Source organism: Fannyhessea sp. (assembly GCF_986145555.1).
The window spans coordinates 121,627-143,348 of sequence record NZ_CFRCNA010000001.1; the positions used below are offsets into that span (position 1 = coordinate 121,627).

Below are 21,722 nucleotides of genomic sequence, written 5' to 3' on the forward strand. Positions count from 1 at the left end.
ATCGTGAGAGCGCAACATAATAGTCTTGATACAAGATATCGTTCAATTGCTGGAGCCGTAGCGGTTGGTGAACAGTTGCGGTTAACTATTGATATTTGGGACGATGTTCCTCGTCGTGTTGTGTTGCGCACATGGACGGACGAAGAAAAAGAAAAGCTCGTTCCCATGAGAAAAGTTGGCTGTTCCGAACGTCGTAATATTGCACTCTGCGGAGAGCTTAACGGTGGATGCCGCTATGGTGTAACACTTACATTTGATAAGCCGCAGGTGCTGTGGTACAGCTTTCAAATTACCTCTTCTAAAGGCGATGTATGGCGCTACGGTGCAGCTCAAGAGGATAAAGTGGGCGTTGGTGCTTTTGCCTACGGTGAGCCTCCTTCATTTCAGGTAACGGTATATAAAAAGCAAAGAACCGTTGATCCTACCTGGTATACCCAAGGTGTTGCCTATCAGATTTTCCCCGATCGTTTTGCACGTGACGATAATTGGCGAGCCCGCTGTGAGCGCGTTTTAAGTATTCCGCGCAAAGGGGTTGCGCGTAGACTGGTAGACGATTGGAACACCTATCCCTATTACGAGCGTGATGCCGACGGTAATATTTTGGCGTGGGATTTTTACGGAGGTAGTTTACAAGGTATTATTTCTAAGCTTGACTACCTTAAAAATTTGGGAATTACCATTATTTACCTTAATCCCATTGTAGAAGCACAGTCTAACCATCGCTATGATACGGCTGATTATTTTCATGTTGACCCCATGCTGGGTACCGATGAAGACTTTGAAGAGCTTTGCAAACGGGCTTCTGATATGAGCATCTCCATTATGCTTGACGGTGTGTTTAATCATGTGGGAGCAGATTCTCATTACTTTAATGCGTGCGGAAATTATGCCGAATTGCCAGCGTCTAACAAAAAAGCAACAACGCACTCATGGTTTACGTTTAATGATTCGGGTGCATATGATTGCTGGTGGGGTGTTAAAGACTTGCCTGCTATTAGAAAGCATTGCCCCGAATTTCGTGAGCTTATTTGTGGCGAAAACGGGGTTATTCGCACCTGGTTGCGTCGAGGTGCTCGTGCATGGCGCTTAGATGTTGTAGACGAACTTACTGATGATTTTGTTGAAGACATAAAGAGCGCCGCTTTAGCAGAAAAGCCCGATTCGGTGGTTATTGGAGAAGTTTGGGAAGACGCATCTCACAAGCGTGCATACGGCAATTTGCGAAAGTATTTTCAGGGCGCAGAATTAGACGCCACGATGAACTATCCACTTCGCGATGCGCTTATCTCGTTTATTACGCGTCGTAGCTCTGCTGATTCTTTTGCATCATCCATTGAAAGTTTGCAAGCCAATTATCCACGTGATGCCTTTTATGCTGAATTTAACATGATGAGTACGCATGACCGCGCTCGTATTCTTACGATGCTAGGAGATGCTCCCGATAAAAGCGCAATTTCTGAAGGCGATCAATATTGGTTTAGACTTAATCCTGGCTGCAGAGCTTTGGCAGTAAGTCGTTTGTGGCTCACCACGCTTATACAGATGTGCCTACCTGGTGTTCCGTGCGTATATTACGGTGACGAGGCAGGACTTGAAGGCTACAGCGATCCATTCTGTCGTTCAACATTTCCATGGGATAATCCCGACAAAAATTGTCAGATCATTTATCGTAATGCCATTCAGCTGCGTAAAACGCTTGACGTGTTTGTAACAGGTGATTTGCATGTGCGTTCATTTGGTTATGACGTATTTGGTATGTGGCGGCGCGATAAAACTACAAGTGTATGCGTGCTGGTAAACACACATACCGAGATGAGCCAAACCGTAGATATTCCTGTTGAGAACTTTGTGCCGCTTACTCAAAATCTTGGTAAAGATATGCATGCTCTGCGTTTGGTGGATCTGTTAACGGGCAATGAGTATCAAGCTCATAACGGAACGCTTACCCTCACGCTTCAAAATTTGGGTTCAATGATTTTATGTGCGTCTATTAAAACGCCTTTATCGCTTCCGTTTAAGCCAGGTGCGGGTGTTTTGTGTCACATAACATCGTTACCTGGAGGAACGCTTGGTCAGCCTTCGTATAACTTTGTTAACTATCTCTCACAAGCACACATGCGTTATTGGCAAATGCTTCCTGTGCACCCTGTAGACGAAGATAAGTCGCCGTATGCGGGGTATTCGGCTTTTGCCGGAAACATGGCACTCGTTGAGCAGCAAGAGCAGTGCAACACTAAAGATGAGGAGGATGAGGACAATACGCCTGACAGCGTTGAGTTTCATCGCTTTGTTCAAGACAACGACCACTGGTTAGTGCCGTATGCTTGTTTTAGAGCGCTCAAGAAACGTTATAAGGGCATTTGCTGGCAGAAGTGGCCGGAGCCGTATAATCGTTGGGATCCAGCGTTTACGCGTGAGCATGATTTGCTTGACGATATTGAAACGTGCGTAAAAAAGCAGTTTGTATTTGACCGCCAGTGGCGCGCGCTTAAGGCGTATGCGCATGAAAACGGCGTGTCACTTATTGGTGATATTCCTATGTATGTTTCGGCAGACTCGGCCGATGTTTGGACAAATCCCCAGATGTTTAACCTTGATGTAGACGGTTATCCCACGTTAGCCGCAGGCGTTCCACCTGATGAATTTAGCGCAACCGGTCAGCTTTGGGGAAACCCTACCTATAATTGGGATTTGATGGAAAAAGACGGTTTCTCGTGGTGGACGCGCCGCCTTGCGCGTGAGTTTGATCTTTTTGACTATGTGCGCCTTGATCATTTCTTGGGATTTTCTTCTTATTTTGCAATTCCTGTTACTAAACAGGCTGTACGAGGTAGTGAACAAACAGAAAGCGAAGAGGCTGCCATTCAGGCTATAGCGCATGGCTCATGGCGCGAAGGTCCAGGCGTTCGCGTTATGCGTGCGCTGTATAAAAAGTTGGGGCCGCTTCCTTTAATTGCCGAAGATTTGGGTATTGTAACGCCTGCAGTTCGTGCGCTTTTAATGGATACGCACATTTGCGGTATGGATGTTATGCAATTTTCTCACGAGGATGTGCGCTTTGGCTATCATCCGTCGTATAAGAAGGTAGCATATACTTCTACGCATGATACACAAACGCTTATTGGTTGGTGTAAAGACCACTATCATATGGACAACTACACAGCCGAAAAGCAGGCAGAATACCTGTTGAGTGAGGCGTTTTCTTCTGATGCGCTTGTTTCAATTGCAACGCTGCAAGACATTTTACACTTAGACGATTCTGCGCGTATGAATGTACCGGGTACAAGTAACGACAATTGGTCGTGGCAGGCAAATACAGAAGATTTGGCAACATCGGCGGAATACGTACGTACATTGGTTGATCAGACTGGACGGATATAGCATGTTTTTACATAGAGTTGTTCAGCAACTCCTTACGTCTCGCGAAATACACAGGATATGGAACGAGCTTGATCAGGGAAAAGATTGTACGCTGAACATCTCTCAAAGTGCTCGTCCATTTATAGTTGCCGCGCGTGCGTGCGTCCAAGCACGCCCTCTATTGCTGGTGGTATCAGGCGAGGACGCAGCGGATAGAGCTGCACGCATCCTTGCGGGCTGGCTTGGACCCGACGTGGTATTTCGCTATCCTAACCGAACTGATTTGCCTTGGAGCGACAAAGGCGCTGGTGCAGAGGTATGTGGCAAGCGCGCCGAGGCGTTGTTTCATCTTGCGCAGCCACAGCGGTGTGTGGTTGTGGCAAGTGCACGAGCTCTTCTGAGGCGGCTTCCGCCCAAAACGTCGTCTTTTGCTCAGCAACAAAAGATTTGCATAGGCGACGAGCTGGACATATACGCACTTGCACGCCAATTGGTGCTATGGGGATACGTTTCTACAACAGTTGTTAAAGAAGTTAGAGAGCCAGGTTATTTTTGTGTTCACGGCGATAGCGTTGATGTGTTTTCTCCGTGTGAACAAGCTCCTGTTCGCATTTCCTTTTTTGGTGATGAAGTAGACGAAATTAGAAAAGTTGTGCCGTCTACAGGTCAAACGATCTCTTCTCAGCAGCAAGCAGTGCTCTATGCCGCGCGCGAGCTTGAATTATCGCCTGAAACTATACAGTGTGCAAAAAATAAGCTGTATGACAAAGCTCAAGAGGATTTGGATACCGAGCGCGTTTTAGATCAGATAGAAGAATCCGTTTATACCAACGAACTAGACGCCTATCTACCGTATTTATATCCTTCAACCGCAAGTGTTATAGACTATATGCACCCATCTGCTCTTGTTGTTTTGGCAGAACCTCGTGCATTGTTTGACGATTGCCAACGTGCATATGATGAGCTCATGCATGCATCAACGGAAAAGCGCGTGAGCTTGGATGGTCTTTATACCTCTCCCGTTGAACTAGATTTTGGCAAACAACAGCGACTTTCTCTCTCTTCTCTTGCAAGACAGGGAATGCGAGCATCAAATCATGTTGTGACCGAGCAGTGCGACATCGCAGGATCTGCGAGTAAAATGATTGGGCGCATACGTGAGTTATTAGCAAATAACTCAGCAGTTGTTTTTTCTGTACCCGATCGCGGTGCACGCCGTGCGCTGCAGCTCAGTTTTACAGATGAGAACATCTCCTTTGAAGATGCGTCTGAACATGCGTCTGAACATGCGTCCAAGCGCGCGCCCGAACACGAGTCTGAACACAACCAAGACCTAGAAGCGCAAAATCTCCCACTTCCGCGCAATAAAGTAGTGTTTTTTGCCGATCCCATTAATGCTGGTATTGTAATTCCATCTGCACATCTTGCTATCTTTTCGGTAAGCGACTTAAATGCTCATCTCAACAATAAAAAGCATCGTTTTCAAAAAATTGACCCCACCAAACTAACGTTTCCTTTTAAGCCGGGAGACTATGTGGTGCATGCAACGCATGGAATTGCGCTGTTTCAAAAAATTGTTCAACAAGAAGTAGCTGGTAAAAAGCGCGATTATTTTCTTTTGACATACGCGCAAGATGATAAGCTCTACGTTCCTTTTGAACAAGTTGATAAGATTACGCGCTATATAGGCCCTGATGGCTCAACACCTCGTTTAACGCGTCTTAATTCTGCCGACTGGTCGCGTGCATGTACGCGCGCGCGAAAATCGGCGCAAAAAATGGCGTTCGATTTGGTTGATTTGTATACGCGTCGTTCAACAATTAAGGGATTTAGCTTTTCTTTTGACACTCCTGCGCAAGAAGACATGGAAACAAGCTTTCCCTATACGCTGACGCGCGATCAATCACGCGCGCTTGACGACATTAAAGCCGATATGCAATCTGCTACACCTATGGACCGTCTTTTGTGTGGCGATGTTGGTTTTGGGAAAACCGAGGTTGCTCTGCGTGCAGCGTTTAAGTGTTGTCAGGATCATAAACAGGTTATGGTTTTATGTCCAACTACCATTTTGGCTCAACAGCATTTTGAGACCTTTTATGAGCGCTTTAATCCATTTGAGGTGAATGTGCGTGTTCTTTCGCGTTTTATTAAACCTGCCGAGCAAAAGCGCACGTTAGAAGGTTTTTCTACAGGTGATGTAGATGTTTTAATTGGAACGCACCGCTTGCTTTCGTCTGATGTTAATCCTTCTGACTTGGGCCTTATCATTATTGACGAGGAACAGCGCTTTGGTGTTCAGCATAAAGAGCAGCTTAAAAATATTCGCGAACAGGTTGATGTGCTTACGTTGTCGGCAACGCCCATTCCTCGCACCATGCAGATGGCAATGAGTGGCGTGCGTGATATGAGTTTGATTTTAAGCGCTCCAGCAGGAAGAAAGCCAGTGCGCGTGCATGTTGGCGAGTGGGATTCAGACCTTATAAGCGACGCTATTCGCCTAGAGCTTGCGCGTAAAGGTCAGGTATATTACGTAAGCAACCGAGTAAAAACCATTGATGATGCGCTTGAGCGCGTCCATGCATGTGCGCCCGAGGCACGCGTTGGAGTAGCGCACGGTCAGATGAGTCCGTCTCAGATCGAAGAAGTTATGCTTTTGTTTGAAGAGCACGAGATTGACGTTTTGGTTGCAACAACCATTATAGAAAGCGGTATTGATAATCCGCATACCAACACGCTGATCATCGAAGATTCTCAGCGCTTGGGCTTGGCACAACTTTACCAGCTTAAAGGCCGTGTTGGTCGTGGTCGCGTGCAGGCATATGCGTATTTTATGTTTCCACCTACCGAGCCGCTTACCGAAGAAGCTCGCAGGCGCCTTGAAGCAATTTACGAGCATCAAGAGCTTGGTTCGGGCATGCGCATTGCTATGAAAGACCTTGAGATCAGAGGTGCCGGATCACTTATGGGCGCTGAACAGCATGGTAATTTATCGGGCGTTGGTTTTGATTTGTTTACACAGATGCTCTCCGATGCTGTTCGCGAAGCAAAAGGCGAAACTCAGCACACAGACCTTGCCGAGGTGGTTATTAACATTCCTGCCGATTTTTATTTCAGCGAAGACTATGTCCCCGAGATTGATAAACGCGTGCTGTTGTATCGACGTTTGGCGGCGGCAACAGAATTGAGCGAGGTAGACGCGCTTGAAAAGGAGACGCTTGATACCTATGGTGTGCTTGAACCTGCTGGTGTAAATTTATTTGGGCGTGCTCGTATTCGTATTCGCGCAGCTCGTTTAGGTGTTCAAACCGTTTCTGCATTAACGGATAAGATCATTTTGCAGGGGTTGGAAGTGCCTTATGCACGTGCACGTTTGTTGCGCGCGCATAATATTTTAGTTTACCCTAAGACTAAAAAGGTTATATTCCCTGTTAAACGCGAGCGTGAATTGGAGCGCGCTACGCAACGTATTCAAGAAGCATCTAAGCGTCTTCAAGCTGCGCAAACGCACGATTTACCGCAAGAAACAATCGCGCGCGATGCGCGTTCGCTTAAAGGTGACAAGTTAGTTGCACAAACCTTGCAAGCCCTCGAAGAATTTGGTGATAGTGATGACTCATAAACATAGTGTAGTGGTAACAGACGAGCAAGAAGCGGCTATTGATGAGCGTATTACGTGTATGAAGAACGCGCCAGCTTCTCAAATTGCTTTTGAGCGGCTTGTTCGTTTGGTGTGGCGCTTGCGTCAAGACGACGGGTGCCCGTGGGATAAAGCACAGACGCACGAAAGCATTACCAAAAATATGATTGAAGAAGCCTACGAAGCGGTTGATGCTATTCATCAAGCGGATAGCGAGCATCTGTGCGAGGAGCTTGGCGATGTACTTGAGCAGGTGCTTCTTCATGCGCAAATTGCCTTGGACAACCAGGAATTTACGCTTGAGGACGTCTGTCATGGTTTGGCGGAGAAGCTTATTCGTCGTCACCCCCATATTTTTGATACCAATTCTTTGGCGCATATGCCCAGCTCTGCCGATGAAGTTCTAAATATTTGGGATAGTGTGAAAGACGCCGAGCGCGCAGCCGATAATACGAGTGCAGGCACGCATAAAGGCTTGCTTGATTCAATACCGCGCTCGTTTCCTGCGCTTATGCAGGCTCAAAAGGTTGTAAAGCGCGCGCATAAGGCTGGTTTTGGTGCGCGTACCCAGCAACAAGTATGTGCCGAGGTTGAAAAACACACGCATGAATTGGTTGATTTATGTGTATCTAAGAGCGCTTTTGTTGCAGACCACAACAAGCAAGATCAAAATGAGCAAGTCCAAAATAAGCAAGCTCAAAATAAAGCCGATAACAATCACGACACTCAAGACGATCACAACGAACGTGCACGCCTGTTTGGTAAGCTTATGTTTTCGTTGGTGGAGCTTGCACAAGAAATGCATGTTGACGCCGAGGAAGCGCTTGATTTTGAGGTGCGTGCGTATCGAGAAACATTTCGTGCGTGTGAGCAGCAGCTTGCAGCACAAGGCTCATCGCTTGATGACGTAGATTTTGAAGATAAGCAACGCATATGGAATGATGTGTCCAATAAATCGGTACAATAAATTATAACGTTGGTGGCTATAGGGATATTTCTTGCATGTATAGTTCAGATTCATCTCAAAAATCAAACAGCACGCGCGCTACTGCACGTCGTTCGCGCGCTGTAGACACGTTGCGCAATGCACGCGAAGAAGTGAATTCGTCTCGCGCATCACGCTCGTCTCGCCCGTCTCGCGTGCGCCAAATGACGCGCTCATCTGCGCCACTGTCGCAAAATCCCACTTCCGTGCAAAATCCTTCATTTTTAAGCAATCTTTCCAATTCGGCGCAAGTATCTTCACCAGGAGCATCTTCTAAGCGCGCTCAGCGTCGCAGCTATAAGAATAGAAGTCGCGCAACATCGCAGCATGCTTTATCTGCGCAGGTAGGACAGCTTGTAGGAATCATTTCTACCATTTTATCCCGTAAAATTTGGGTTGTCTGTCTGGTGGTTGTGGCTATCGCACTTGGTGTCGTAGGGCCTGTTCATGACTTTTATGTTGCTCGTCGTACAGGCGACGTTCTTGAGCAGAAAAAAGCGTATATCGAAGAAAAAAACTCCGAGCTTGAAGCTGAACGCGATTCTTTGTTTACCGAAGAAGGTGTTGAAACACAGGCGCGCAAAAGGGGATATGTATCTCCAGGTGAGGTTGGCGTTAATGTAGAGGGTTTGGAACAAAAAGAGGTTGAAGATCCTTCAAAGCCTGTTGAATATCCTGATTCGCGATCGTGGTTTGACAAAATGCTCGACACGCTCTTTGGTTTTTCTCCGCAAGATATTTGGAATAAGCGCGTTTAGCGTTACAACTTTTAACTGCGTATGGTGTTTAAGCGCACGTTAAGCAGTTATTGCATTGCTCCATACGTAGCAATTGTCTCGTGCTTTTTTGCTGTACATCTGTCATCTAGCTTATGTTTCGTGCCCAAATGCACGTCATCTGCGCTGTGTTTTACATCTAAATTAGCAAGGTATGCGCGCCACGGCTCACATTTCACAACCCATCTGTGCGCCGCGGCTCACCTTTCGGCGATTTTGTTTTTGTTACAAACCACGTTATTTGCTGTTTGTTGTACTATTAAAAGAGTGTTTGCGTATAAAAGGTGGGTTATGTTATGAAACAAATTGCATGCATAGATATAGGTACCGTTACGGTTCGTTTGGGAATTTTTGATATAGACTCCAAGCCTATGAAAGTGGTTAAAAAGCTTTCAACCATTTGTGATTTGGGTAAAGGGTTTAACGAAACAGGAAATCTGAGCAAAGACGCTATCGAACGCGTGCTGTCGTGCATTGACACCTACGTTGCCATCATTAAGTCTATGGATGTAGTGGGCGTTTGCTGTGTTTTAACAGCCGCCGCTCGTGAATCTCATAATGTAAGCCCTCTGTTAGATGGACTATCCTCAAAGGGTCTTATTGCGCAGGTTATTGGTGGTAAAACCGAAGGTTGCCTGACGTTTTTAGGTATATGCCAAGATTTTCCAAATCAGCGCATTTTAGCTGTTGATAATGGCGGCGGTTCTACCGAGTTAACCGTTGGTCGTTTGGCCGAAGAAGAGGAGCTTTCATATCGCCCAACCAATGACGCAAAGCCAACGCATCACATGCTTCCCGTAGTAGAGCGTGTTATGTCCATTGGTATAGGATGCCGTCGTTTAAGTGATTCGTATAATTTGTATACCGGCATTCCTACCGCAGAAAAAATAGAGCAGGCGCGCGCGTTTGTGCGCAATAGCTTTGCAGGTGCGGTGGACGAAGAGGGTATTTTAATGCTTGAGCCACAAAAGATGATTGCTTGTGGCGGAACAGTAACCTCGTTGGTTGCAATGTTGCACGAGCTTGAGCCTTATGATCCTGCTTTTGTTCATTTGCATACGCTTACATTTGACGAAATAGAAGGCCTTATTGCTCGTATGAGCAAGCTCGATTTGGACGGGCTTAAAGCGCTTCCTGGCCTGCAAGAAAAACGCGCCGATGTAATTTTTGGCGGCGCTCTTATCTTGAGCGAACTTATGAAATGTTCGGGCTTTAAAGAGCTTACGGTGAGCGAACACGATTTGCTGGTTGGACTTGGTATTTGTGCTGCTGCAGAGTATCACAACGACTATGTGCCCCTGCCATGGAAGCCTGGTTTAGCTCGTTTGTAAGAATGCGTGTCGCTTGCGCGCATTTCCGCACATCTTATACAAATTTTTAATTTATGCTTTATGGATCGCGCATTCCGTGTTAAAGTGTTAAAAGTTCTCGTGCTCTTTATACGGGCGCATCGCGTAATGCGTGTTTGGGGGCGTGGTGGAATTGGCAGACGCAGAGGACTTAAAATCCTCCGACTTCGGTCATGTGGGTTCGAGTCCCACCGCCCCCACCAGCTTTTTTCTTCCTTTTTGCCATATTTTACCTGCGGGAATGCAACTTTTTAATGCCTAATACAACAATCGTGATAAGGAGCTTATACCATGTCGGCTACACTTTGTTCTAACCTAACGCGCGAAAAGGCATTTTCGCTGCTCAAACAGTACAATCAAGAGGAATTTCATATTATTCATGGACTTACCTTAGAGCGTTTAATGCGCTATTTTGCAGCAATTCACGATGAAGATAATATTGATTTTTGGGGTCAAGTTGGCTTGCTGCACGATATGGATTGGGAAGTTTGTGACGGCGATGAAGACCACACTCTTTGTACCGAGCGCTTGCTTACCAAAGAAGGAGCCTCTGCGGAGCTCATTCGCGCAATTCAAACGCACAATTCCGACCTCAACGATAGCCTTCCTAAGCCTGAACTCAAAATGGAGCGTGTGCTTTTTGCTGCAGATGAAACATCGGGACTTATTGACGCGTGTGCGCGTCTTCGTCCTTCAAAATCTTGTCAGGATCTTGAACTTTCAAGCCTTAAGAAGAAATTTAAAAACAAAAAATTTGCCGCTGGATGCGCGCGCGAGCAAATGACTTTAGGGGCTGAGTATAATTCTTGTGATGTTGAGACGATGCTTGCCGCTGTTTTGGCTGCATGCAAGGCAACCGACCCTAATCGTGCCCAATGGTTAAAAGACAATCCTTCGTGGTTGGACGAGAATCCACAAAATAGCGATGAAGCACTTCTTGAGGTTGCGCAGCGCATGTAGTCTGTAGTGTAAATTTCTTGTTCGGAAGGTAGTTGGCGGTACCGTACATACCGAAGGCGCGTGCTACACCAGATGCCTATGGCATGCGCCTCCACCAACCGTTTTTGCCGCCTTTTATACGTCCTTTATATAGAACATTGCCATATAAACAAGCACATCACTATCGTATAAAACTTAAGTCTTACTGATAGGTATATTGTGTATACTAAATACGGTTCTTGCCGTAAACTTGCGTAGTTTGTAACCACGTTATTTTATGGTAAAAACACCAATCGCGTGGCAAAAACGTTTTGTTTTATGGTATATAACTAGTTTGTCAGGTAAAACCACAATTTTGCTTGGAGCAACAAACAAATAAGGAGAGGATATGGCGTTTCTTTCCAGAAGAAACTTTTTATACGGTACGGCTGCAAGTACAGCTACGCTTGGCATGCTTGGCGCACTTGGCGGTTGTTCGTCTACGGACAACACTAAAGAGTCGCAAGACGTGGATTTATCTCGTATTGCCGATCAGGGCTTAATTTCCAAAGCGCAAGCCGAAAAAGAGCTGATTGTGTACGGCTCTGCAGAAGAACCTTTTGTGGCGGCAGCGTGTAACAATTTTCAAAAGCTTTTTGGTATCACCACTAAATTTATGCGCCTCTCTACGGGCGAAGTTCAGGCAAAAATCGAAGAAGAAAACGGCAACCCATCAGGTGATGTGTGGTTCGGAGGCACTACCGATCCCTATAATATTGCTGCTTCAAAGGGGTTGCTTGAGCCTTATGAAGCTCGTAATGCAACGCACTTACTTTCTCCGCATTACAAAGACGATCACAATTATTGGTATGGCATTTATAAAGGTAGCTTGGGCTTTTTCTACAATAAAGCAGAGCTTGATAGACGATCGCTTGAAGCTCCATCAGACTGGCCCGATTTACTTAAGCCCGAGTATAAGGGCTTAATTTGGTCTTCTAATTACAACACGGCTGGTACGGCTAAGCTGCTTATCAACACCATGATTCAAAAATATGGTCATGATAAGGGTATAAAGTACCTTGTTGATTTGGATAAAAACATTGCGGTTTATAGTAAAAGTGGTGTTGGCCCTGCTCAAAATGTTGGCACCGGGGAGTGTGCTATTGGTATTGGGTTTGTTTCGCTGGCCATTAAGCAAATTGTAACCAATGGCTATAAAGACATCCGCATTGTAATTCCTTCATCGGGAACAAGTTATGAAATTGGTGCTACAGCTATTATCAAAGGCTGCAAGCACCCGTATGCCGCGCAACTTTGGATCGAGTACGCGCTTTCGCCGCAATGCGTTGAGCGTGCTCAGGAAGTGGGCTCTAATCCGTTTTTGGTTATCGACGATGCACAACAACCGCCTCTTGCTGCAGAATTTGGTCTTGATCCTAATAATGTTATGGATTACGACTTTGAGGACGCCAAGAAAAATACTGAGCGTTATGTGCACGAGGTTATGCAAGCGCTTAAAGGTGGAGACTCTCGCTTTAAGACAAAATAGGGGTTTATCGCACCGCACAGTTGCGCGGCAGGTGTCTACGCAGTATAGGTGGGTGTGCCTAGGGCGCACTGAGACATCAATTGCTCTGCAGGTGTCTACGCAGTATAGGTAGGTACCTGCAACTTGTATGTTTATAAGCAGGTAGAAGAAGCAGATGATGTGTCATTTTGCTTTTCGTTTGATTTATCGTACAAAAGATAGTTCCTAACAAAAACTATACCTGCCAGCGCAAGTGCGCACCCTAATCCCGTGTAGAAAAACGCAATAAAGAAGTTAGGCAAAACATGGTATGCGCGCAGGCCAATGCCTCCGCTCATCATAACCGCCATAATAGCATACGATTTAAGGTCAAAAAAACGCCAAAAAGGTTGCGCAGACGTATAGGCCATGATTCTTGCGGTATGCTTTGTGCTCATGCCGAAAAACATCAAAGCAAATAGGCAAAAAATTATAACCGAAAGTACATAAGCCATCCATGTAACCTCGATAAGTGCATATGACAGCAACCCAAGGCGCGCAACATTAAAACCAGCTATAAGCCATACCATACCCGCAATCAATAATAGTGTTCGTTTGTTAACGTAAAACATAGCGTGCTCCGTTTCGTATGTGATTATGAGCTTATTTTACCCACGTCAAATAAATTTTTCAGAGCATATAACTCTTAACACAACCAACACGTGGTAGTATACGCCATATGTCAGGGGCGCTCATATGTGCTATAAATGAGTTTATATAGACGTGTCATTTAAAGAGGTGTTCCTTTATGACTAAAAGGCAAAAGCTTGTGTTTGCTTTATATGCTATAGCTGTTATCTGCATTCCATGGGCGTTGGATATGATTATGTCTTTAATCCCTGAGCCTGATGTATCGGGGATGGCTCACCCTCATGCTTTTGACTACATAGATGACAAGGTGTTTTTCATGGGTTTGGTACTTGATTTTGGATTGTATCTTTACCCTCTGCACATGCTATGTATCAATCACATAACTCTTAATATAAACAAATGCTTGTTTTTAATTGTGATGTCGTGCGCCATCGTAATTGCTCCGCTTATCATAACGTTCTTGTCTGGCATGCTAAGAGCCTATGTATTTGAAACGCTATTGGCCATAGGAGTTATTTTTCTTTTACCATTTTTTGGAATATACGCTCTTAAATTAAGGCTATATAAATCACGCATGCTACACCAGTGAAAATTGCATTAAAACGGAATCAAAATATGTTTAAACTCCTTGCTCTAACGCCTTTCGAATATGACCTTTACATTGTTCTAAAATATTTAGGGCTTCGTGTGCAGAACAAGACAAGAGCAACATTGTTATTGCTGTTTTTACTTGACCTCCTGCGGCCTTCAGCGCAGCTTGTGCATCATATTCGCTACAGCAACAGGCTTCCATAACAATATTTTGCGCGCGCGTTAGCGCATTTTGCATTGCAGAAGCATACAAGCATTTTGTAAAGCCTCATTTTGCGCAGCAACCTTGCAAAGACCAGCTCATTGTATCTGGGGGAGGCGCTCATAATAAGACGCTTATGAGCATGCTTGATAATATGTTGCCAGGTGTTATGGTATGTTCGCAGCACGATTTAGGCTATTCAAGTGACGCAAAAGAAGCAATCGCTTTTGCTCTTATGGGCAATGAAACTCTGCACGGCAGAGCTTCCAATGTGCCTCGCGTGACTGGTGCTAAGTGTTCTGTTGTTTTGGGTAACGTAACACCTTGTCCCATTCCTACCAATTCTGGAGTTCTCGATGTCTTGTAACCGTAAATCTTCTCAAAAAGTTCGTAAATCTCGGAACAATAACTTGCATAGGGACACTGCACACAAGCATGCCCGGCACGTGCCTTCGCCGTCCACTACAACAAGCGCTGCTGTTAAGTTTCATGGAGTGATACGTAATGATATGGTAGAAGAACAAACAGCGTCTGCAGGATTTGTTCCATTTACGTTTAGTACATCAGTGCTTTTGTTGATAAACTCTCTTATAGGTGCCATATTGGTGCCACAGGTTTTATCCATATGGGGAGTTTCTTATGAGGTAACACTTGTTCAAAGTCTGCCTTTATGCGTGGCGTGCGCGCTTGGTTATGGAAGGTATTTTGTTGATACTAAACGCGGCTTATGTAGAGGCTTTTTTCTGACAGTGGCTATTACGTATATTTTATCTTCTATAGGTTTGTATTGCCTGTTGTTTATGAGTTTTTAGGAACGTGCAAAGCCCGAATAAGAACTTTTTGTCTCTACCTGCGGCAGTGTTAAGGTAGTCATAAAGCCACCGTGCTTACTTTTGCTTATGGAAGTTTTCCCCTTATGCGCATCGACAATCTGCTCTACGATCAAAAGCCCTAAACCATGGCGCTGTTCGGTAGTGCTGGTATCACAGATCATATAATGAGGCGTGTGATTAAGCTGTTCGAGTTTTTCATCTGAGACTCCTATGCCATTATCTTCAACGCAAATCATGCAATTGTTGCGATTTGCGCTCACAGACACATAAATTGTGCATCCGCTTTCGTTATGAGTGATGCTATTCCACATAAGATTTGAGATTGCTCGCTTTAATAAGTCCCTGTCTGCAAAAATATTGCAAGTGGTAAGATTCTCGTCTGTTTCCCATACGATTTCAAATTCGCCCTGCATATCCATGTTTATGAAATCAACAACAACTTGACGAACAACTCCAACGGCGTTTTCCTCTTTTTTCTTAATTGGCTGCATGTTATATTCAAGCTTTGAAGCAAGATTAAGATCATTGATTAAATTTTTCATGCGCTCGCTTTGCTTCCTAATCATGTTCGCTTTTTTTCGATCTTCTGTTACGAGCAAAGAAGAGCTTGCTAACTGACCAGCATATCCCATAACCATAGATAAAGGTGTACGAATATCGTGAGAAACACCTGCTATCCAATTTGCGCGCGCCATTTCTTTTTTTCGTAATTGTTCTTTTTGTTGTTGCAAAACATCGGATGTTGAGTTGATATGAGCAGATATTTCTGAAAGCGCTCCTGTTTCTGGAATGTGGACACGCTCGGCTGTGGACAGGCGTTGTATGCCCTTAATAATTGGATTGACCGATTTAAGGAGTTTCATGTTAGCTATTACATAAATTCCAAGGACAAGGCAGATGTTGATACATAAAACACCTAAAACAATCTGCGGAGAATTTGAAATTAAACTGTAGTTCCAACTTGGTGTTGTGTGTTTCCAAAAGCTATTGCGTGGGAAACCCACAACAACAACACCTCGTTCGTTTTCGCCCGTATAAGTGGGGTATCCTTTAAGATATCCCACGCTTAACTGTGCTATATCGGAGAGTGTATAGCTTGCAGGAATAGTAGAGGGAACATTTTTTGTTTTCCATACAACGCGCGAGGTGTCATTATCAATTAAAATTGCCCATGCATGGGCGTCTTTCAGTTTAGTGCTCATGTGCTCAGGGAGTGTAAAAGCTCCGTTTGCAGATACATGGAGCGCTTCTCCAGCTTCTTTTGCAATATTATATGGAGACGTCTCTTTATGAGGGATTTGATTTGCCATCAGTGCAGCAAACGCAATGATGTTTATAGCCAAAATAAGTACCGAGCTCAGCAGAAAAATACCTATAAATCGTTTTATGAGTTTTGGTATGCTTTTCATGCTACTTCTCTTCCACGATCAACTTATAGCCCAATCCCTTAACCGTTATGAGCGAAACGGGTTGCGATGGATTACGCTCAATTTTTTCTCTAATACGACGTATATGTGCCATTAAAGAATTTTCATATCCAAAAGGATTGTCGCCCCACGCTGCCTCACACAACGCGTCAATGGTTATAATGCGTCCTGCATTGCGGTACAAGGCAGAAAGTAAATCATACTCTTTTGCAGTCAGCGGAATATGCTTTGCATCTTTTATTACTTCGGCAGCCGAAAAATCAATCAGACTGTCTTTTAGCTTTACAACTGGGCTTTCGCCCTTGTAACTTCTCCTTAATATTGCCATGATACGAAACATGAGTTCTTTTGGCAGAAACGGTTTTACCACATAATCATCGGCACCTAGGTTAAATCCCTTAAATTTGTCCTCGTCTTCACCGCAAGCAGTGAGAAACAAAACAGGACAATCACTATATTGTTTGAGGTACTTCATGAGATCAAATCCATTTCCATCAGGAAGCATCACATCAAGGATCGCTAATTCTGGAGGGAATTTTTTAGCCGCGTTTATCGCGTCTTTCATGGTTTGAACCGCTGTTATATGGCGAAACCCGTATTCGTTGAGGATGGACACAACCATATGCAACAGCTCTTCCTCATCATCAACAAGCAGCACGTGCTTATTCAGCAAATAATCATCCCGATTCATAGCAAAGCCTCCTTTATCTCTATTATGCCATGTGCGTATACATTTTTTGAACGCCTTACAAAACGTAAGGTAGATGTAAGGTAGAGCGAATGTTGTTGCAAGGTTGGTGCAATATCATAAACCTCAGAAAGGAGATATTGCTATGAACAATATTGTTACAACACAACAGCTTACAAAAAGATACAAATCATTTATAGCTGTTAACAACGTTTCACTTCATATCCGCAAAGGAAGCATTTACGGCTTTCTTGGTCCAAATGGGGCGGGAAAATCTACCACTATGAAAATGCTTTTGGGGCTTACAGCTCCCACACAAGGCACTTTTACCATAGATGGAAAGCATTTTCCTGCAGATCGTATACCCATATTGAAGGAAATAGGATCATTTATTGAATCCCCGTCGTTTTACGCTAATCTAACCGGTAGAGAAAATCTTGATATCATTCGACGTATCTTAGGGCTTCCCCAATGCGCAGTTGAAGACGCACTAGAGTTGGTGAGTCTTTCTGAATTTGGCGATCGTTTGGCAAAGCAATATTCACTTGGTATGAAACAGCGACTAGGACTTGCGGGCGCGCTACTTGGTAGGCCGCCTATTCTGATTTTGGATGAGCCAACAAATGGACTTGATCCTGCTGGTATTCATGAAATCCGCAATTTGATTAAATCACTCCCTAGTCTTTACGATTGCACGATTCTTATTTCTTCTCATATGCTCTCCGAAATTGAACTCATGGCAGATGATATTGGAATACTTAATCACGGACGTTTGTTATTTGAGGGTAGTTTGGATGACTTGCGCCAGTATGCCCTGCGTTCTGGCTTTGCTGCCGATAATTTGGAAGAGATGTTTCTGTCTATGATTGAGAGTGACAACTTACGCAAAAAGCAGAGGGCAAAGTTATGAAAACGTTTGTAATTGAACTTAAGAAAAGCAAAAGGACGGGTTTTATCCCCCTTATGCTTGCGGTGGGTATTATGGGTGCGGCTTATGCCTTTGTAAATTTTGTTGTAAGAAAAGATACGTTATTAAGCTTGCCTTTAGCGCCTATGGATATTCTTCTTACGCAGCTTTACGGCATGATCATGGTATTAAACATGTTTGGCGTGATCGTTGCAGCATGCATTATGTATAACATGGAATTTAAGGGAAATGCTGTTAAAAAGATGCATATGCTCCCCATGAGCGTACCTTGCATGTATCTTTGTAAATTCTTGCTGCTAACCGCGCTACTCTTGCTTGCTATTTTTCTTCAGAATTTAGCACTTGCATATATTGGTATGACCGATTTACCGCAGGGTGCCTTTGAGTTATCTACACTTATATCTTTTGGGGGATATTCGTTTATTACCTCCATGCCAGTGTTGTCTTTTATGCTTTTCATTTCGTCGCGATTTGAAAATATGTGGATGACACTAGGAATTGGTGTGGCAGGATTTTTAAGCAGCATGGCTGTAGCTTCGTCAGACATGATGCTTTTTATGATTTCTCCTTTTGTAATCATGCTAAAACCTGCTGTTGCTATGAGTGCTGCGCCTCATATGGGGATTGTGATTGCTTCGCTTGTTGAAACAATTCTGTTTTTATATGCTGGCGTGTGGACAGCTCAACATGTGCATTACGAATAGGAGGTATAGAAATGAGTTTTTGGAACCTGCTGAGCATTGAATTTATAAAAGTAAAGCGCAGTAAAATTATTCCTTTGATTTTTATTGCTCCGCTTCTGGTGGTTTCATCTGGCGTAGCTAGTCTTCATAGATACTTTACGCCTGAATATACAAACGCATGGGCAGCGATGTTTATTCAAAGTGCACTGATTTATTCGTATTATTTGTTGCCGCTGAGTATGATTGTTATTTGCGTGATGATTGCAGGACGAGAAACGGCGCATAACGGAATATTAAAAATGTTGGCGTTGCCCTTAAGCCGCCGTGCCCTTTCTGCTGCAAAATTTTGCGTACTGGTGTTTTATTTGTTTATGGAAATCGCGGTATTTTTTGCGGTATTTGTTATAGCTGGTCTGTTTGCAACCACGAGCACTGGAATTACAGAAACGCTTCCTGTGACGTACCTTTTGAATTGGTGTGGCATCTTGTTTTTAACTATGATTCCAAGTCTTACCGTTATGTGGGCAATTACAGTCCTTTTTGAAAAGTCGCTGTTGTCCATTGGGTTAAATATTCTTCTTGTTATTCCAGGCGTTTTAGCAGCCAATACTCCGCTTTGGTTGGCGTACCCCTATTGTTATAGCGGTTATTTGGTTTCTCGGTCTTTGCATGCGGTAACGTCCATGGGAATAGGTGATGGTGTTTCGCTCGTTCCGTTTTTGCCATGCGCCGTTGCGATTTCTGCAGGCGTATTTTGGGTAGCTGTAACGCGTTTTGGAAAGAAAGAGATGAACTAATATATATATTTGTATATAATGTTGTTAACTTTGTAAACGGTGCTGCCGCTTCAATAGGAGGCGAGTTATGGAAAAGCAAAGCAAAAACAAACGAAACATGCTGCTAGTTGTGTGCGTTATAGTTTTTGCGATGCTTTTTGTTATATTCGGGCTCTTAAGGAACAGAATTTTTCAGTCAAGTATTGTAAGAAACGTTAGCGACAAAATCGATTTTATCGTCAATACTAAACAACTTAAAATCCCTGATGACGCCCTTGCTTTTTCGGTGTATGACATGGATGCGAACACCTACTTGTTTTATGAAGGAGCGGGTCAGGAGCCAACCGTTGCAAGCCTGTCAAAACTTTTTGCCATAGATTATGCGCTTAGTAAGGTTAAGCTTGATGACGTTTTTGAAGCCAACGACGAAACACTTAAACTTGTGCCTGCGGGTTCATCGATGGCTAATCTAACGCATGGAACGTATACTGCAAAGCAAATTATGCAGGCGATGCTTGTTCCATCTGGAAACGATGCGGCATATGTTATGGCATATAATATCGGCAAAATGGATTTAGGCGCAGGTCATAGCGCAAAAGAATATATCAATCATTTTGTAAAATCACTGAGAACCTATTTAGCGCGTGAGGGCTATGGCAAAACAGATCTCTATGACCCAAGTGGATTTTCTATGCAGGCCACTACCAATTTGGATGACATCAATAGGGTGACGCTTAAACTGCTCGATTACGATTTTGTCAAAGAGTGCATGGGAGAGAGCTCATTTACCATTACAACAAAACAAGGTAATTTTACGTGGAAAAATACCAATGAATTTTTAGATAAAGAGTCGCTGTTTTACAACAGGTACATCAAAGGTGTAAAAACGGGAACATTTGCTTCTTCTTATAATATCATTGCCCTGTACGAGAACAATGGCAAAAGATATTTAATTACCTGTTTAGCTGCGCATTCCAATAAAGACAGATATCAAGCTGTTCAAGCCGCCATAAATACGATTATAGAAAAGCGTTAATGTTTTCGACATTTTGGTACTTTCGGTAACAATGCATAACTCATCAAGAGTTTTATTGCCTCACCTCGTATCTCAAGATTATTTCTCTTGACTTTTGTAAGCGGGGGGGGGGGGACACTTTTTCTAAGTTTCTCATGAGTTTCCGCAAAATGTTTAAGAACAACGCGATAAGGAGGCCGCCATGGCTACTCATTCGTTTAATCAAGATTCTCTGTCCCATGATCCAGCTGTGGGATCCAAGAAAAACAACGCCACTGCCTCACTGCCTTTAAGCGCAATGGGTATTACTTCTCTTGTTATGGGCGTTCTTGCACTTATGATTTCGTGGGTTCCCATTATAAATAACGTTACCTTTCTCTTTTCTATTTTAGGTTTGGTATCCGCGATTGTGGCCTTTATTGGAATTAAGCATCACAAAGTCGGTGGACGTGGGATAGCTTACGCAGGTCTTTTTATTTCCATAGTTAGTATTGCCATTATGTTGGCAACTCAGTCGTTTTATAGTGCGGTCTTAAAGGGAGCTAGCGAAGCGGTTAATGATAAGTCTTCTGCTTCATCAGCATCCAATAACGATAGCGAAAAAGCTCAAAAGGATGATTCAGCAGGAAATGAAGAAAAAAGCCAGGATAATAACAGCGATAACAAAGATGCTTCCGAAGGCGAAATTGATAATGGAAAATATCATGTGACAATTAAAGGTGCCGAGTTGTCTGGCGAAGATTATGAAGGCAATCCAACCGTTTTGGTCACGTATGAAGTAGTCAATAATCAAAAGGATAAAACAAGCAATCCTTTTGATTGGACAGTGGAAGTTTTCCAAAACGGCGTAACTTTGTCTGGTCACCCTATTTATCGTAACAAGCCAAAGGGCTATGACCCTAAAGCGCACCATTATGAAACGAAAATACAACCAGGTGGAAAGTTTAGTTATGTCGAAGCTTTTGTAATAAAGGATAAAAAAGCTCCAATTCGAGTTGAAATTTCATCAAGCTGGGGAGCAGAGAGTAAGGTTACAAAAGAATTTAATCTTTCGTAAGCACATATAGAGTCTTATAGATAATATATAGACAAAGTACCAAAAACAGCTCACAATGTGAGCTGTTTTCATTATCTGGAGTGACTACACACTTTGCCAAGGAAATTGATAAACAATTGCCTTCTTTGAAAGAGCTTGGTTATACGTTGGCCGTGTCCCTAAGCAAAGTATCAAATATAAATCTAACCACTTATATAAGATCATGTATAATAAAGATACATTACGTGATAAAACATAGGCATTTATCAACCTTAAATGGTTTTAGGAGCACTTAGCTTCTGTCATTTTCTCCCTAATTGTGTCGATGACGTGAAGACTTAAATTCTCGCACACATTGCC

Annotated in this window: 17 protein-coding genes and 1 tRNA gene; 15 read left to right on the forward strand and 3 right to left on the reverse strand. The window is 43.7% G+C overall.

Annotated elements, in window-relative coordinates; all coding sequences use genetic code 11:
• The first annotated feature begins 3 nt into the window (after positions 1-3).
• The 8 genes from AC5GD6_RS00535 to AC5GD6_RS00570 all read left to right on the forward strand — a co-directional run bounded on the left by AC5GD6_RS00535 (position 4) and on the right by AC5GD6_RS00570 (position 12,574).
• Positions 4-3,381 carry a 4-alpha-glucanotransferase gene (locus AC5GD6_RS00535; protein WP_491845996.1) on the forward strand — a complete coding sequence of 1,126 codons (3,378 nt, stop codon included), beginning with the start codon at positions 4-6 and terminating at the stop codon, positions 3,379-3,381.
• Between the two features lies 1 nt (position 3,382).
• On the forward strand, positions 3,383-6,979 hold the full coding sequence (mfd, locus tag AC5GD6_RS00540; RefSeq protein ID WP_491845997.1) for a transcription-repair coupling factor: 3,597 nt from the start codon (positions 3,383-3,385) through the stop codon (positions 6,977-6,979).
• Positions 6,969-7,964 carry a nucleoside triphosphate pyrophosphohydrolase gene (gene mazG, locus AC5GD6_RS00545; protein WP_491845998.1) on the forward strand — a complete coding sequence of 332 codons (996 nt, stop codon included), beginning with the start codon at positions 6,969-6,971 and terminating at the stop codon, positions 7,962-7,964. The genes mfd and mazG overlap by 11 nt, the downstream gene beginning before the upstream one ends.
• 35 nt (positions 7,965-7,999) lie before the next feature.
• Positions 8,000-8,740 (forward strand): FtsB family cell division protein, encoded by a 741-nt coding sequence (locus AC5GD6_RS00550; RefSeq protein ID WP_491845999.1) that lies wholly within the window; start codon positions 8,000-8,002, stop codon positions 8,738-8,740.
• A 314-nt stretch (positions 8,741-9,054) separates the two neighbouring features.
• A complete protein-coding gene (locus AC5GD6_RS00555; RefSeq protein WP_276790137.1) occupies positions 9,055-10,089 on the forward strand; it encodes a Ppx/GppA phosphatase family protein in 1,035 nt (344 codons plus the stop codon).
• A gap of 136 nt (positions 10,090-10,225) precedes the next feature.
• Positions 10,226-10,310, forward strand: a tRNA-Leu gene (locus AC5GD6_RS00560).
• An 88-nt stretch (positions 10,311-10,398) separates the two neighbouring features.
• Positions 10,399-11,067 carry an HD family phosphohydrolase gene (locus AC5GD6_RS00565; protein ID WP_491846000.1) on the forward strand — a complete coding sequence of 223 codons (669 nt, stop codon included), beginning with the start codon at positions 10,399-10,401 and terminating at the stop codon, positions 11,065-11,067.
• 367 nt (positions 11,068-11,434) lie between these two features.
• The gene (locus tag AC5GD6_RS00570; RefSeq protein WP_491846001.1) at positions 11,435-12,574 is read left to right on the forward strand and encodes an extracellular solute-binding protein; all 1,140 of its coding nucleotides are present in this window, start codon (positions 11,435-11,437) and stop codon (positions 12,572-12,574) included.
• A gap of 131 nt (positions 12,575-12,705) precedes the next feature.
• Here AC5GD6_RS00570 and AC5GD6_RS00575 read toward each other — a convergent pair whose 3' ends face one another.
• Positions 12,706-13,164 carry a hypothetical protein gene (locus tag AC5GD6_RS00575; protein ID WP_491846002.1) on the reverse strand — a complete coding sequence of 153 codons (459 nt, stop codon included), beginning with the start codon at positions 13,162-13,164 and terminating at the stop codon, positions 12,706-12,708.
• Between the two features lie 846 nt (positions 13,165-14,010).
• Here AC5GD6_RS00575 and AC5GD6_RS00580 point away from each other — a divergent pair.
• Together AC5GD6_RS00580 and AC5GD6_RS00585 are read left to right on the forward strand one after the other, a co-directional pair.
• Positions 14,011-14,343, forward strand: a complete 333-nt coding sequence (locus AC5GD6_RS00580) for an anhydro-N-acetylmuramic acid kinase (protein ID WP_491846008.1) — start codon at positions 14,011-14,013, stop codon at positions 14,341-14,343.
• Between the two features lie 79 nt (positions 14,344-14,422).
• A complete protein-coding gene (locus AC5GD6_RS00585) occupies positions 14,423-14,788 on the forward strand; it encodes a hypothetical protein (RefSeq protein WP_491846003.1) in 366 nt (121 codons plus the stop codon).
• On the opposite strand, the gene AC5GD6_RS00590 is transcribed toward AC5GD6_RS00585, so the two are convergent.
• Positions 14,785-16,218, reverse strand: a complete 1,434-nt coding sequence (locus AC5GD6_RS00590; RefSeq protein ID WP_491846004.1) for a sensor histidine kinase — start codon at positions 16,216-16,218, stop codon at positions 14,785-14,787. The two genes, AC5GD6_RS00585 and AC5GD6_RS00590, sit on opposite strands and share 4 nt — an antisense overlap.
• A 1-nt stretch (position 16,219) precedes the next feature.
• On the reverse strand, positions 16,220-16,927 hold the full coding sequence (locus AC5GD6_RS00595) for a response regulator transcription factor (protein ID WP_416428923.1): 708 nt from the start codon (positions 16,925-16,927) through the stop codon (positions 16,220-16,222).
• Positions 16,928-17,069: 142 nt separating this feature from the next.
• On the opposite strand from AC5GD6_RS00595, the gene AC5GD6_RS00600 reads away from it, so the two are divergent.
• From AC5GD6_RS00600 to AC5GD6_RS00620, 5 genes are all read left to right on the forward strand, one after another.
• Positions 17,070-17,834, forward strand: coding sequence for an ABC transporter ATP-binding protein (locus AC5GD6_RS00600; RefSeq protein WP_010241598.1), 765 nt, complete (start codon positions 17,070-17,072; stop codon positions 17,832-17,834).
• The gene (locus tag AC5GD6_RS00605) at positions 17,831-18,556 is read left to right on the forward strand and encodes an ABC transporter permease (protein ID WP_061103401.1); all 726 of its coding nucleotides are present in this window, start codon (positions 17,831-17,833) and stop codon (positions 18,554-18,556) included. Before AC5GD6_RS00600 ends, AC5GD6_RS00605 begins: the two co-directional genes overlap by 4 nt.
• Before the next feature lie 11 nt (positions 18,557-18,567).
• Positions 18,568-19,332 carry an ABC transporter permease gene (locus AC5GD6_RS00610; protein ID WP_491846005.1) on the forward strand — a complete coding sequence of 255 codons (765 nt, stop codon included), beginning with the start codon at positions 18,568-18,570 and terminating at the stop codon, positions 19,330-19,332.
• 67 nt (positions 19,333-19,399) lie between these two features.
• On the forward strand, positions 19,400-20,347 hold the full coding sequence (locus AC5GD6_RS00615) for a D-alanyl-D-alanine carboxypeptidase family protein (protein ID WP_491846006.1): 948 nt from the start codon (positions 19,400-19,402) through the stop codon (positions 20,345-20,347).
• Between the two features lie 181 nt (positions 20,348-20,528).
• Positions 20,529-21,383 (forward strand): DUF5067 domain-containing protein, encoded by an 855-nt coding sequence (locus AC5GD6_RS00620; RefSeq protein ID WP_061103175.1) that lies wholly within the window; start codon positions 20,529-20,531, stop codon positions 21,381-21,383.
• Positions 21,384-21,722: the final 339 nt, after the last annotated feature.